At 74.7% G+C, this 14,286-nt stretch carries 10 protein-coding genes; 8 read left to right on the top strand and 2 right to left on the bottom strand.

Annotation, left to right across the window (positions count from 1 at the left end; genetic code table 11):
• Positions 1-49 precede the first annotated feature (49 nt).
• From IE237_RS03650 to sucD, 5 genes are all read left to right on the top strand, one after another.
• On the top strand, positions 50-1,207 hold the full coding sequence (locus IE237_RS03650; RefSeq protein ID WP_189800316.1) for an ATP-binding protein: 1,158 nt from the start codon (positions 50-52) through the stop codon (positions 1,205-1,207).
• A complete protein-coding gene (locus IE237_RS03645) occupies positions 1,204-3,840 on the top strand; it encodes a DUF5682 family protein (protein ID WP_229842232.1) in 2,637 nt (878 codons plus the stop codon). The genes IE237_RS03650 and IE237_RS03645 overlap by 4 nt, the downstream gene beginning before the upstream one ends.
• Complete coding sequence (locus tag IE237_RS03640; RefSeq protein ID WP_189800315.1) at positions 3,837-4,997, top strand: VWA domain-containing protein; 1,161 nt, start codon at positions 3,837-3,839, stop codon at positions 4,995-4,997. The genes IE237_RS03645 and IE237_RS03640 overlap by 4 nt, the downstream gene beginning before the upstream one ends.
• Positions 4,998-5,555: 558 nt before the next feature.
• Complete coding sequence (gene sucC / locus IE237_RS03635) at positions 5,556-6,734, top strand: ADP-forming succinate--CoA ligase subunit beta (RefSeq protein WP_189800314.1); 1,179 nt, start codon at positions 5,556-5,558, stop codon at positions 6,732-6,734.
• Between the two features lie 19 nt (positions 6,735-6,753).
• Positions 6,754-7,638, top strand: coding sequence for a succinate--CoA ligase subunit alpha (sucD, locus tag IE237_RS03630; protein ID WP_056552175.1), 885 nt, complete (start codon positions 6,754-6,756; stop codon positions 7,636-7,638).
• A 119-nt stretch (positions 7,639-7,757) separates the two neighbouring features.
• Here sucD and IE237_RS03625 read toward each other — a convergent pair whose 3' ends face one another.
• Complete coding sequence (locus IE237_RS03625; RefSeq protein ID WP_189800313.1) at positions 7,758-9,245, bottom strand: transcriptional regulator; 1,488 nt, start codon at positions 9,243-9,245, stop codon at positions 7,758-7,760.
• 119 nt (positions 9,246-9,364) lie between these two features.
• Between IE237_RS03625 and IE237_RS03620 the strand changes: the two genes are divergently transcribed.
• Positions 9,365-10,909, top strand: coding sequence for a cell division protein PerM (locus IE237_RS03620; protein ID WP_189800312.1), 1,545 nt, complete (start codon positions 9,365-9,367; stop codon positions 10,907-10,909).
• Positions 10,910-10,918: 9 nt separating this feature from the next.
• Here the strand turns inward: IE237_RS03620 and IE237_RS03615 are convergent, their stop codons facing one another.
• Complete coding sequence (locus IE237_RS03615; protein WP_189800311.1) at positions 10,919-11,680, bottom strand: hypothetical protein; 762 nt, start codon at positions 11,678-11,680, stop codon at positions 10,919-10,921.
• Positions 11,681-11,980: 300 nt separating this feature from the next.
• Between IE237_RS03615 and purN the strand changes: the two genes are divergently transcribed.
• On the top strand, positions 11,981-12,610 hold the full coding sequence (gene purN / locus IE237_RS03610; protein ID WP_189800310.1) for a phosphoribosylglycinamide formyltransferase: 630 nt from the start codon (positions 11,981-11,983) through the stop codon (positions 12,608-12,610).
• Positions 12,585-14,150, top strand: coding sequence for a bifunctional phosphoribosylaminoimidazolecarboxamide formyltransferase/IMP cyclohydrolase (purH, locus tag IE237_RS03605; protein ID WP_189800309.1), 1,566 nt, complete (start codon positions 12,585-12,587; stop codon positions 14,148-14,150). The genes purN and purH overlap by 26 nt, the downstream gene beginning before the upstream one ends.
• Positions 14,151-14,286 lie beyond the last annotated feature (136 nt).

Below are 14,286 nucleotides of genomic sequence, written 5' to 3'. Positions count from 1 at the left end.
TGGTGCACGGTGGATCGCACAGCAGGTCGAACGATCTGGAGGGGGATCCATGCCCGTGCCCGAAACCATCGCGAAGTCCGGTTCCGGTGTCGAGACGGACACCGGACCGGGACGGCCGCAGACCGCCACCGAGGTCCTGCGGCCGCACGCCGAGCACGCCTTCGCCCACGAACTCGCCGCCCTCGCCGCCGCCGACGACCGGCCCCGGCCCGCCCGCTGGCGCCTCTCGCCGTGGGCCGTCGCCACCTACCTCCTCGGCGGCACGCTCCCCGACGGGACCGTCGTCACGCCCAAGTACGTCGGACCGCGCCGCATCGTGGAAGTCGCCGTCACCACGCTCGCCACCGACCGCGCGCTGCTCCTGCTCGGCGTCCCCGGCACCGCGAAGACCTGGGTCTCCGAGCACCTCGCCGCCGCCGTCAGCGGCGACTCCACCCTCCTCGTCCAGGGCACCGCCGGCACGCCCGAGGAAGCCATCCGGTACGGCTGGAACTACGCCCGGCTCCTCGCCCACGGCCCCAGCGGGGACGCCCTCGTCCCCAGCCCCGTGATGCGCGCGATGTCCCAGGGCATGACCGCCCGGGTCGAGGAGCTCACCCGCATCCCCGCCGACGTGCAGGACACGCTCATCACGATCCTGTCCGAGAAGACCCTGCCCGTCCCCGAACTGGGGCAGGAGGTGCAGGCCGTCCCCGGCTTCAACCTCATCGCCACCGCCAACGACCGCGACCGGGGTGTCAACGAGCTCTCCAGCGCCCTGCGCCGTCGCTTCAACACCGTCGTGCTGCCGCTGCCCGCGACCCCCGAGGCCGAGGTCGACATCGTCGCCCGCCGCGTCGAGCAGCTCGGACGCTCCCTGGAACTGCCCGCCCTGCCCGACGGCGTGGACGAGATCCGCCGGGTCGTCACCGTCTTCCGCGAGCTGCGGGACGGGATCACCACCGACGGCCGGACGCGGGTCAAGTCCCCCTCGGGGACGCTCTCCACGGCCGAGGCGATCTCCGTCGTGACGGGCGGGCTCGCCCTCGCCGCCCACTTCGGCGACGGCGTCCTGCGCCCCGCCGACGTCGCCGCCGGCATCCTCGGCGCGGTCGTCCGCGACCCGGCGGCCGACCGGGTCGTCTGGCAGGAGTACCTGGAGACGGTCGTACGGGAGAGAGACGGCTGGAAGGACTTCTACCGCGCCTGCCGCGAGGTGAGCGCATGACGCCCACGCCCACGGCCTCGGAGCGGGACGCGTCCCACGCGCCGGACGACGGGTGGGTGCCCGTGCCGGAGACGGACCGGGTGCCCGACGCTGAGCCCGAGCGGGTAGGGACCGAGCGGGCCGGGGCCGAGCGGACGAGGACCGAGCGGACTGGGGCCGACCGGACCGGGGGCGCCAGGGCCGGGGCCGAATGGGCCGGGGCCGAGTGGGCCGGCGCCGAGCGGACCGAGCCCGACCGGACCGAGCCCGACCGGACCGGGGGCGCCAGGACCGGGGGCGCCAGGGCCGGAGGTGCCGGGGGGCGGGTCGGGCCCCTGTTGCTCGGCGTGCGGCACCACGGGCCCGGGTCCGCGCGTGGCGTGCGGGCCGCCCTGGAGGCGGAGCAGCCCGCCGCCGTGCTCGTCGAGGGCCCCGCCGAGGCCGACGCCCTCGTGGCGCTCGCCGCCGACCCCGGCATGCGGCCGCCCGTCGCCCTCCTCGCGCACGCCGTGGACGACCCGGGGCGGGCCGCGTTCTGGCCGATGGCGGAGTTCTCGCCCGAGTGGGTCGCGATCCGCTGGGCCCTCGAACGGGGCGTCCCCGTCCGCTTCTTCGACCTGCCCGCCGCCCACACCCTCGCCGCCGCCGACCCCACCTGGAGCGACGAGGGCGACGAGGACGAGGTCAGCGGCAGCGGCCTGCGGATCGACCCCGTCGCCGAGCTCGCCCGGGCCGCCGGACACGAGGACGCCGAGCGCTGGTGGGAGGACGTCGTCGAGCTGCGCGGGGACGGCGACCCCACCGCCCCCTTCGAGGCCCTCGCCGAGGCCATGGGCGCCCTGCGCGAGACGTACGGGCACGGCGGCCATCCCCGCGACCTGGTCCGCGAGGCGCACATGCGGCTGCGGCTGCGCGCCGCCCGCAAGGAGTTCGGGGACTCCGTCGCCGTCGTCTGCGGCGCCTGGCACGTGCCCGCGCTCACCCGCAGGACCACCGTCGCCGCCGACAAGGCGCTCCTCAAGGGCCTGCCCCGCGCGAAGACCGAACTGACCTGGGTCCCCTGGACCCACCGCAGGCTCGCCCGCCGCTCCGGCTACGGGGCCGGAATCGACGCGCCCGGCTGGTACGGACACCTCTTCGCCGCCCCCGACCGGCCCGTCGAGCGCTGGATGACCAAGGTCGCCGGGCTCCTCAGGGCCGAGGACCACCCCGTCTCCTCCGCGCACGTCATCGAGGCCGTCCGGCTCGCCGAGACCCTCGCGGCCCTGCGCGGCCGTCCGCTCCCCGGCCTCGACGAGACGACCGACGCCGTCCGCGCGGTCCTCTGCGAGGGCTCCGACGTGCCGCTCGGCCTCGTCCGCGACCGGCTCGTCGTCGGCGACGTCCTCGGCGAGGTCCCGGCCGCCGCCCCCGCCGTACCCCTCCAACGCGACCTGACCCGCCGCCAGCGCACCCTGCGCCTCAAGCCCGAGGCCCAGGAGCGCGAGCTCGGGCTCGACCTGCGCAAGGAGACCGACGGCGAGCGCAGCCGCCTGCTGCACCGGCTGCGCCTCCTCGGTGTCCACTGGGGCGAGCCGGCCGCCGGACGGGCCGGCACCGGCACCTTCCGGGAGACCTGGCGGCTGCGCTGGGAGCCCGAGCTGCACGTCCAGGTCGCCGAGGCCGGTGTCTGGGGCACCACCGTCGAGGGCGCGGCCACCGCGAAGGCCGAGTCCCTCGCCCTCGCCGCGACCGCGCTCGCCGACGTCACCGCCCTCGCCGAGCAGTGCCTCCTCGCCGGGCTCACCGACGCGCTGCCCGTCGTCATGCGGGCGCTCGCGGACCGGGCCGCGCTCGACGCCGACGTCGCCCACCTCGCCCAGGCCCTCCCGGCCCTGGCCCGCTCCCTGCGCTACGGCGACGTCCGCGGCACCGGCACGGCGGCGCTCGGCGAGGTCGCCGCAGGGCTCGCCGAGCGGATCTGCGTGGGCCTGCCGCCCGCCTGCGCCGGACTCGACGCGGACGCCGCCGCGCAGATGCGGGACCGGCTCGACGCCGTCCACGCGGCGATCGGCCTCCTCCACGAGGACCGCCCCGACACGCCCGCCGCCGCCCTGGACGGGCCCGAGCCGGACGCCGGACCCGCCCTTCCCCTCACCCCCGGTCTCGGTGGTCGGTGGAGTGGGGTGCTGCGGCGGCTTGCCGGGTGGGATCGGGTGCCGGGGGGACTTCGGGGGCGGGCCGCCCGGCTCCTGCTCGACGAAGGGCGGCTCGGGGAGGGGGAGGCCGCGCTGCTCATGAGCCGCGCCCTCTCGCCCGGCACCCCGCCGGCCGACGCCGCCGCCTGGATCGACGGCTTCGTCGGCGGGGCCTCCGGCGGCGGGCTCCTCCTCGTCCACGACGAGCGTCTCCTCGGCCTGGTCGACGCCTGGCTGACCGGCGTGCCGGACGAGGCCTTCACCGATGTGCTGCCGCTGCTGCGCCGTACCTTCTCCGCGTACGAGCCGGGCGTTCGCCGGACCCTCGGAGAGCTGGTCGCCCGGGGCCCCCGCTCGGGCGGTCCGGGGCCCTCCGCGCCCGGGGTGCCCGGCTTCGCCCCCGCCCCCGACCCCGCGCGGGCCGACGCCGTCCTGCCCCTGCTCCACCTCATCCTCGGAACGGAGGTCACCGCATGAGCACGACCCTCACCGACGACGAGCGGCTGCGCCGCTGGCGGCTGGTCCTGGGCGGCGGAGAGGCCGAGGGCACCGGCCGGGCCCTCACCGGCACCGACGCCGCCATGGACGGGGCCCTCACCGCCCTCTACGACCGCAAGGGCCAGGGCGACGACCGGACCGGACGGGACCGCTCGGCCGGGCTCGGCGCCTCCGCGCCCTCCGTCGCCCGCTGGCTGGGTGACATCCGCACGTACTTCCCGAGTTCCGTCGTCCAGGTGATGCAGCGGGACGCGATCGACCGCCTCGGGCTCGCGACCCTCCTCCTGGAGCCGGAGATGCTGGAGGCCGTCGAGCCCGACGTGCACCTCGTCGGCACCCTGCTCTCTCTCGGCAGGGCGATGCCCGAGACGACCCGGGAGACCGCCCGTGCCGTCGTCCGCAAGGTCGTGGACGAGCTGGAGAAGCGCCTCGCCGGCCGCACCCGTGCCGCCCTCACCGGCGCGCTCGACCGCTCCGCCCGGATCAGCCGCCCCCGCCACCGCGACATCGACTGGGACCGCACGATCCGCGCCAACCTGCGGAACTACCTGCCCGAGCACCGCACGGTCGTCCCCGAGCGGCTCGTCGGCCACGGGCGTGCCTCCCGGGGGGTCAGGAAGGAGGTGGTGCTCTGCGTCGACCAGTCGGGCTCCATGGCGGCCTCCGTCGTCCACGCCGCGGTCTTCGGCGCGGTGCTCGCCTCCATGCGGTCCCTCGCCACCCGCCTCGTCGTCTTCGACACCTCCGTCGTCGACCTGACCGACCGGCTCGACGACCCGGTCGACGTCCTCTTCGGCACCCGGCTCGGCGGCGGCACCGACATCAACCGCGCCCTCGCCCACTGCCAGTCGAAGATCACCCGCCCCGCCGACACCGTCGTCGTCCTCGTCAGCGACCTGTACGAGGGAGGCATCCGCGACGAGATGCTGAAGCGGGTCGCGGCGATGAAGGCCTCCGGCGTGCAGTTCGTCGCGCTGCTCGCGCTCTCCGACGAGGGCGCCCCCGCCTACGACCGGGACCACGCGGCCGCGCTCGCCGCGCTCGGCGTCCCGGCCTTCGCCTGCACCCCCGACCTGTTCCCGGAGATCATGGCGGCCGCCCTGGAGAAGCGCCCGCTCCCGATACCCGAGGCCTGACCCGGGGCCCGGGATCCGGCCCGAGGCCCGGCCCGAGGCCCGGCCCGAGGCCCGGCCCGAGGCCCGGCCCGAGGCCCGGCCCGAGGCCCGGCCCGAGGCCCGGCCCGAGGCCCGGCCCGAGGCCCGGCCCGAGGCCCGGCTCGACGCCCGGCCCGGGGCGCGAGGACTACGGAATCCGTCGCCGTGGGACCACCCACACGGGTGCTCGCGACCCGACTGAGGCCCATATCACACTCGCGCCGGAACACCCCTCACCCTGGCGTCCGGCGCGTCGTGAGGGCCCCAAAGGCCAGTCCCCGCCTGCCGCGAGGGGTCCATGGGCCCGTCCCGTCACCCCTACGGACAGCCCCCCGGTCCGTACGGTCTGTGACCCGTATCACCGCTCTGTTGTGATCTGCGATTTAGGGACCCACGGCCCACGGGGATAACCTGCGAGACGGACATGCCGCGTCCACGGACTCCGTGCACGCCTCCCTTGTGACAGCGCAGTCACGTTGCCCTTCGCGGCACGCCCACGCAGACAACGAACCGCGATCATCAGAAAAGGGACGGACGCGCGTGGACCTGTTCGAGTACCAGGCGAGGGACCTCTTCGCCAAGCACGGTGTACCGGTGCTGGCCGGTGAAGTCATCGACACGCCTGAGGCGGCGCGCGAGGCCACCGAGCGTCTTGGCGGCAAGTCGGTCGTCAAGGCGCAGGTGAAGGTCGGTGGCCGCGGCAAGGCCGGCGGCGTCAAGCTGGCCGCCACCCCGGACGAGGCCGTCGCCCGTGCGACGGACATCCTCGGGATGGACATCAAGGGCCACACGGTCCACAAGGTGATGATCGCCGAGCTGTCCCCGGAGATCGAGGCGGAGTACTACGTCTCGTACCTCCTCGACCGCACCAACCGCACCTTCCTCGCGATGGCGTCGGTGCAGGGCGGCATGGACATCGAGGAGGTCGCGGAGAAGACCCCCGAGGCCCTCGCGAAGGTCCCGGTCAACGCCGTCGACGGCGTTGACATCGAGAAGGCCCGCGAGATCGTGGCCCTGGCGAAGTTCCCGGCCGACGTGGCCGAGGGTGTCGCCGAGGCCCTGGTGACCCTGTGGAAGACCTTCGTCGCCGAGGACGCGCTCCTCGTCGAGGTCAACCCGCTGGTCAAGACCAAGGACGGCCGCATTCTGGCCCTCGACGGAAAGGTGTCTCTCGACGAGAACGCCGACTTCCGTCAGCCCGACCACGAGGCGCTCGAGGACAAGGCCGCAGCCAACCCGCTCGAGGCTGCCGCCAAGGCCAAGGGCCTCAACTACGTCAAGCTCGACGGCGAGGTCGGCATCATCGGCAACGGCGCCGGCCTGGTCATGTCGACCCTGGACGTCGTCGCGTACGCCGGTGAGAACCACGGCGGCGTGAAGCCGGCCAACTTCCTCGACATCGGTGGCGGCGCCTCCGCCGAGGTCATGGCGAACGGCCTGGAGATCATCCTGGGCGACTCGGACGTCAAGTCCGTGTTCGTCAACGTCTTCGGTGGCATCACCGCCTGTGACGAGGTCGCCAACGGCATCGTCCAGGCTCTGGAGCTCCTCGCCTCCAAGGGCGAAGAGGTCACCAAGCCGCTGGTCGTGCGCCTCGACGGCAACAACGCGGAGCTGGGTCGCAAGATCCTGTCGGACGCGAACCACCCGCTCGTGCAGCGCGTGGACACCATGGACGGCGCGGCCGACAAGGCCGCCGAGCTCGCGGCTGCGAAGTAAGGGACGAGGTCAGAACACCATGGCTATCTTCCTGACCAAGGACAGCAAGGTCATCGTCCAGGGCATGACCGGTGCCACGGGCATGAAGCACACCAAGCTGATGCTGGGTGACGGCACCAACATCGTCGGTGGCGTGAACCCGCGCAAGGCCGGCACGACCGTCGACTTCGACGGCACCGAGGTCCCGGTCTTCGGCTCCGTCGCCGAGGCGATGAAGGAGACCGGCGCCAACGTCTCGGTCCTCTTCGTGCCGCCGGCCTTCGCGAAGGCCGCCGTCGTCGAGGCGATCGACGCCGAGATCCCCCTCGCCGTCGTCATCACCGAGGGCATCGCCGTCCACGACTCCGCCGCCTTCTGGGCGTACGCGCAGTCGAAGGGCAACAAGACCCGCATCATCGGCCCGAACTGCCCCGGTCTCATCACCCCGGGCCAGTCCAACGCCGGCATCATCCCGGGCGACATCACGAAGCCGGGCCGCATCGGCCTGGTCTCGAAGTCCGGCACGCTGACGTACCAGATGATGTACGAGCTCCGTGACATCGGCTTCTCGTCCGCCGTCGGCATCGGTGGCGACCCGGTCATCGGCACCACGCACATCGACGCCCTCGCGGCGTTCGAGGCGGACCCCGACACCGACCTGATCGTCATGATCGGCGAGATCGGCGGCGACGCCGAGGAGCGTGCGGCCGACTTCATCAAGGCCAACGTCACCAAGCCGGTCGTCGGCTACGTCGCGGGCTTCACCGCGCCCGAGGGCAAGACCATGGGCCACGCCGGCGCCATCGTCTCCGGCTCCTCCGGCACCGCCCAGGCGAAGAAGGAGGCCCTCGAGGCCGCCGGCGTCAAGGTCGGCAAGACGCCGACCGAGACCGCCAAGCTGGCGCGCGCCATCCTCGCGGGCTGAACGGGCTGACACGCACAGCAGCCTGACGGGCAGCGCATGAGAGGGCCCCGCCCCTCCCGGGAGACCGGGTGGGGGCGGGGCCCTCTCGCATGAGCTGCCGAAGCCGTCGGCCGAAGCGGTCAGTCGGCCGCCGGGATCAGCCGTTCCGGGCCCGGGTTGGGCTCGGAGCGCAGCTGGTCGCGGAGCTTCAGGTCCTCCGGGCGGAGCTTCTGCGGGCCGCCGCGCACGGGCACCCCGTTGACGGTCTCGCCGGGGGCGTTCACCGGGATGTAGCGGGTCGGCGCGGTCGCCGCCGTGAAGCCGGTGATCCCGATGAGGACCGCCGTCACCCCGACCACCGCCCGCGTCCAGGTACGGCTCTGCTTCTCGCTGCCCGTCCGGATGGCGCGGGCCGCCGGGAGGGTCGCCGCCGGGGCTTCCGTGACCAGCTCGCTCAGCCGCCGGTGCAGGGCCTCGGGCTCGGCGAGCTCGGGGATCCGCCGCCCGATGACCGTGCGGGCGTGCAGCAGCCGGTTGGCGGCGGCGGGGGTGCTCGCCTCCGTCTCGGCCGCCGTGTCCGGCAGGTCCAGGCCGAGGCCGTCGTAGAGCATGACGGTCCGGCGGTACGGCGGCGGCAGTTCCAGGAGCGCTCCGAGCAGTGCCCGCCGCCCCGCCTCGGCCGGCGGGGCGTCGGGGTGCTTGTGGGCGCGGCGCAGCCGGTGCCAGGGGGAGAGGGCGTACTCGTACGCCGCCGCTCGCACCCAGCCCACCGGGTCCGCGTCCACCGCGACCTCGGGCCACCGCTCCCAGGCCTGGTGGAACGCGCGCTCGACGGCCTCGCGGGAGAGGCCGCGGCGCCCGGTGAGCAGGTACGTCTGGTGGACGAGGCCGGGCGCGGCGTGCGCGTACAGCGCGTCGAAGGCTTCCTCGGGGGTGAGGTCCGGTCCGGTCGGCTCCGGTTCCGCGGCGGCCTCGGGCGCCATCGGTTTCAGCCGCTCCGGCGGCTTCGCGGGGACTTTGCGGGCAGGACCGGGACCGATGGCCGGGACCGGGGACGGGGCCCGCGGCGGCTTGGCGGCGCGTTTGACGGCGGCCTTGGGCCGGACGTTGGCGGAGACCGAGGGCTGCTGCGCCTGGGCCTGCGGCTGCGGCTGCGACCGGGCGGGCTGCGCCTGGGCCTGTGGCTGCGGCTGCGACCGGGCGGGCGGCGCCTGGGCCTGCGGCTGCGACCGGGCCGGCTGCGTCTGCGCCTGGGGGACGGCCGGCTGCGCCCATGCCGGTGGTGCCTGCCACGGGGCCGGCTCCGCCTGCGTCCGTGTCTCCGCGCCTGTCTCTGCCTGGAGCTGCGCCTGGGGCTGTGTCCGGGCCGGTGTCGGAGCGGTGGGCTGCGGCGCGGCCGGGAGCGGGCCCTCCGGCTCGTGGGCGCCGAGCAGCCTCGCGTACGCCTCGCGCTTGCGGCCCCGTGGCGCCGAGCGCCCGGTCTCCCAGGACCTCACCGTGGCCTTCGTGACGCCCATGGCCTCGGCGACCTGCTCCTCGCTCAGGGCGAGGGCCTCACGCAACCTGCGCCGCTCCTTCGGGGGCGGCAGGGTGACGGAGGATGCGGAATCCGCGGTGCTCCGGCTCATGGGCGTCGACCTCCCGCAGAGCTGCTCTGGGCGGAAAAGTACATAAACGTATCTTGGGCGACACAGCGGAGGTTTGCCTGTTACGCGGCAAAAGCGCGTGTCGTTGGCAGCATGATCCCGTGACCCATGTGACCGAGCACCCCCTGGTCCAGGGCGGCCGTTCCGCCGCGCTCGCCACCGCCTGCGTCCGGGGCGGGGTCGCCGCCGGACTCGGTCTCGGCGTCCTCGCGGTCCTGGTGATCGCGGCCTGGATCAGCTCCCCGTACCCCGACAGCGGTCCCGTCGGCGCCCTGCACGTCGCCGCCGGGATCTGGCTCCTCGCGCACGGCGTGGACCTGGTCCGTACGGACACCCTGTCCGGCCTGCCCGCGCCCCTCGGGATCGTCCCGCTGCTCCTCGTCGCCCTGCCCGTCTGGCTCGTCCACCGGGCCGCCCGCGACACCCTCGACCCGGGGGGCGACGGGGTCCGGCCGCGCCCCTCCCCGGGCGGCGCCGTCTCCGCCGTCGCCGGGGGATATCTGCTGGTGGCGGCCGCCGTCGTGGTCTACAGCGAGAGCGGCCCGCTGCCCGCCGACCTCGTCACCGCCGGGCTCTGGCTGCCCGCCGTCGTCACCGGAGCGGCGGGCGCGGGTGTCTGGACGGCGCTCGGCCGCCCGCTCCCCGGGCAGCGGCAGGCGGCCGCCGCCCTGCGCGCCGCCGGGCTCGGGACCCTGACGCTCCTCGGCGGCGGCGCGGTGGCCGCGGCGGTCTCGCTGGCCTGGCACGCGGGCTGGGCGCAGGCCTCGTTCGAAGGGCTCGCGGGGGAGTGGTCCGGTCGGGTGACGGTCCTGCTGCTCGTCCTGGCGCTGCTGCCGAACATGGCCGTCTGGGGAGCCGCGTACTGCCTCGGGCCGGGCTTCACCCTCGGCACGGGCGCGCTCGCGACCCCGCTGGGCCTCGCCGGGGACCCGGCCGTGCCGCCCTTCCCGCTCCTGGCCGCGCTGCCCGCCGAGGGGCGTGGCACCTGGGTCCACTGGGCGACGGCGGCGGTCCCGCTGGCCGCCGCCGTGGTCCAGGGCGGGTGCGTGGGCCGCGCGGCGCGGAGCTGGGCGGTCCGGGACGCGGCCCTGACGGCGCTGGGCGCGGCCTGGGGGTGCGGGGTGGCCGTCGCCGTCCTGGCGGGCGCGGCGGGTGGCCCGCTCGGCAGCGGCCGGCTCTCGGCCTTCGGTCCGGTGTGGTGGCAGGCGGGCGCGGCGACGGTGCTGTGGGGGGCCTGCGTGGGGCTCCCGGTGACTCTGGGGGTACGGGCCTGGGGCCGCCGGGTCCCGCGCTCCCGGAGGCCCCGGCCCGCGCCGGTGCCCGCGGCGGCCTCCGGAGCGGCGGCCGGGGCGGTGCTGCCCGCCGCGGCCCCTTCCGGCGGCGCGGGGAGCGGTCCGGAGGCCGCCCCGGACCGGCGGACGGCCGCCGAGCCCAAGGCGCCGGCGGCCCCGCAGACCGACACCGGCGAGGCCGTCGGCAGCACCCCGTACAGCGAGGGGAACGCGCGGACCGACCCGGTCGGCGACCGCTTCGGCGGCCCGTTCGGGGATCCCTACGCCGACCCCTTCGGCGACCCCGGCTACGAGCCGTACGACTACCTCCCGGCGGCCTGGGAACCCTCCCCGCCGCCGCCCGCCACCGACTGACGCGGGCGGCTACTCCCGGACCCCGAAGCCCGCGCGCAGCGGCTTCGGCAGGAGGTCGTTGCAGGCCAGCTGGCCCGCGTGGGTCAGGGCGTCGTCGCGGCACTCGTAGAAGTCGCGGTAGACGACCTGCATGGTGAAGCCCACCGCGACGATCATCAGGGCCAGGCTCGCCGCGACGAGACCGCTGATCGCCGCCGTCCGCATCGAGCGGAGCGGAGCGATCGCGGCGGACGCGCCCTGCCCCGAGGGCCGGTCGGCCGCCGGCCGCGGCTCCGGGGACGGTGCCGCCGACGGGGCCGGCGAGGCCGTCGCGGACTGTGATGTCGACGACAGTTCCGCGGCCGTCCTCGGCTTGGTGCGCAGCGAGCTGATCGCCCAGTAGAGACCGAGGGCGCCGAGCAGCAGCGCCAGCTCCGGGATCTCGAAGATCGCGAAGAAGAAGGCCCACATGCCCGCGAGGATCGCGTACCGCGCCCGTCGCTGCGCCGGGTCCGTCGGGTCCCAGCGCATGCCCGGGCCGCGCCCGGATCCGCCCTGTCCCGGGCCGCCCTGGTCGCCTCCCCGGCGCTCCGGCCCCCGGCCGAAGCCGTCCTGCGAGGGGCCCGGCTGGCGCGGGCTCCAGCGGCCGTCGGACGGCCCCGACGAGTCCGGGGAACCGGACGTGTCGTCGTCCGAGCCCTCCGGTCGCCGCGGCTGCCACGGCTGATCCGGCCGGCCCTCGGGCGGCGGCGCGAACGGGTTGTTGTCGTCCGTGGACTGGCGTTCCGGCATCTGCTGAACGTCTTCCCTCTGTCGTCTCGACCACGGCCGCACCCGTGGTCTCCGCTGCTGTCTCGTCTGCTGCTCGTCCGCCGAGCCGTCCGCCTCCCGAACCGGCCCTGATCCCTGCCCGGTCCGGTGCGCGTCCGGCATCGGACCCTGACGCTACCGCCCTGCTCCGCCCCCGTCCCGTGGGGGCCGTCCCGTGTGCCGGTATCGTTGCTGACGGTCGAGCCATTCGTAGGGTTCCCCGTATCAAGGGGCACGATTCGTTCGTACGACCACACAAACACCACGGAAAGAGTGACCCCTGTGGCTGTCGCCCGCCTCGTCGTCCTGGTCTCCGGGTCCGGTACCAATCTGCAGGCCCTCCTCGACGCCATCGCCGCCGACCCCGAGGGGTACGGCGCCGAGATCGTCGCCGTCGGCGCGGACCGCGATTCCATCGTCGGCCTGGAGCGCGCCGAGCGCGCCGGACTGCCGACGTTCGTGTGCAGGGTGAAGGACCACGCGACCCGCGAGGAGTGGGACCGCGCGCTGACCGAGGCCACCGCCGCGTACGAGCCGGACCTCGTCGTCTCGGCCGGTTTCATGAAGATCGTCGGCAAGGAGTTCCTCGCCCGCTTCGGCGGCCGGGTCGTCAACACCCACCCGGCACTGCTCCCCAGTTTTCCCGGTGCCCACGGGGTGCGTGACGCCCTCGCCTACGGCGCGAAGGTCACCGGGTGCACCGTCCACTTCGTCGACGACGGTGTCGACACCGGCCCGATCATCGCCCAGGGCGTGGTCGAGGTGCGGGACGAGGACGATGAAGCCGCTCTGCACGAGCGCATCAAGGAAGTCGAGCGCTCGCTGCTCGTCGACGTCGTGGGGCGTCTCGCCCGGCACGGCTACCGCATTGAGGGACGAAAGGTTCATGTCGGTGAACACGGACACCGTTAAGCCCATCCGCCGCGCGCTGGTCAGCGTCTACGACAAGACGGGGCTGGAGGAGCTGGCCCGCGGTCTGCACGAGGCCGGTGTCGAGCTCGTCTCCACCGGCTCCACGGCCGGGAAGATCGCCGCCGCCGGGGTGCCCGTCACCAAGGTCGAGGAGCTGACCGGCTTCCCCGAGTGCCTCGACGGGCGCGTCAAGACCCTCCACCCGCGCGTGCACGCCGGCATCCTCGCCGACCTGCGCCTGGAGTCGCACCGCGCGCAGCTCGCCGAGCTCGGCGTGGAGCCCTTCGACCTGGTCGTCGTGAACCTCTACCCGTTCCGCGAGACGGTCGCCTCCGGCGCCACCCCGGACGAGTGCGTCGAGCAGATCGACATCGGCGGCCCGTCGATGGTCCGCGCCGCGGCCAAGAACCACCCGTCGGTCGCGATCGTCACCAGCCCGGAGCGGTACGCCGACGTGCTCGCCGCCGTCAAGGCCGGCGGCTTCGACCTGACCGCCCGCAAGCGGCTCGCCGGCGAGGCCTTCCAGCACACCGCCGCGTACGACGTGGCCGTGGCCTCCTGGTTCGCCGACGACTACGCGGCGGCGGACGACAGCGGCTTCCCGGACTTCCTGGGCGCCACCTACGCGCGCAAGAACGTGCTGCGCTACGGCGAGAACCCGCACCAGGGCGCCGCGCTCTACGTGGACGGCACGGGCGGCCTCGCCGAGGCCGAGCAGCTGCACGGCAAGGAGATGTCGTACAACAACTTCACGGACACCGACGCCGCGCGCCGGGCCGCGTACGACCACACCGAGCCCTGCGTCGCGATCATCAAGCACGCCAACCCGTGCGGCATCGCGGTCGGCGCCGACGTCGCCGAGGCCCACCGCAAGGCGCACGCCTGCGACCCGCTGTCCGCGTTCGGCGGCGTCATCGCCGTCAACCGCCCGGTCTCCGTCGCGATGGCCGAGCAGGTCGCGGAGATCTTCACCGAGGTCATCGTCGCCCCCGGCTACGAGGACGGCGCGGTCGAGATCCTCGCCAAGAAGAAGAACATCCGCGTCCTGAAGGCCGAGGGCGCCCCGGCCAACCCGGTCGAGGTCAAGCCCATCGACGGCGGTGCCCTCCTCCAGGTCACCGACCGCCTCCAGGCCGACGGCGACGACCCGGCGAACTGGACCCTGGCGACCGGCGAGGCGCTGTCCGCCGAGGAGCTCGCCGAGCTCTCCTTCGCCTGGAAGGCCTGCCGCGCGGTCAAGTCCAACGCGATCCTGCTCTCCAAGGACGGCGCCTCGGTCGGCGTCGGCATGGGCCAGGTCAACCGCGTCGACTCCGCGAAGCTGGCCGTCGAGCGGGCGGGCGAGGAGCGGGCGCGCGGTTCCTACGCCGCGTCCGACGCCTTCTTCCCCTTCCCCGACGGCCTGGAGATCCTCACGGCCGCCGGTGTGAAGGCGGTCGTCCAGCCGGGCGGCTCGATGCGCGACGAGCTCGTCGTCGAGGCGGCGAAGAAGGCGGGCGTGACGATGTACTTCACGGGCACGCGCCACTTCTTCCACTGATCCACCTCCTCCGCCGATCCGTGCGGAGTGAGCGGGGCGGCCCGCCGGCACCTTCGGGGTACCGGCGGGCCGCCCCGTCTCGTTCCCCACCGGGGCCGCCGCCGGAGAATCCGCCGAACGAGTGGACTCTGGTCTA

Source organism: Streptomyces tanashiensis (genome assembly GCF_014648895.1).
Taxonomy (GTDB): Bacteria; Actinomycetota; Actinomycetes; order Streptomycetales; family Streptomycetaceae; genus Streptomyces; species Streptomyces tanashiensis.
The sequence above is the reverse complement of the archived record's forward strand: the minus strand, read 5'-3'. Positions and strand labels throughout refer to the sequence as shown.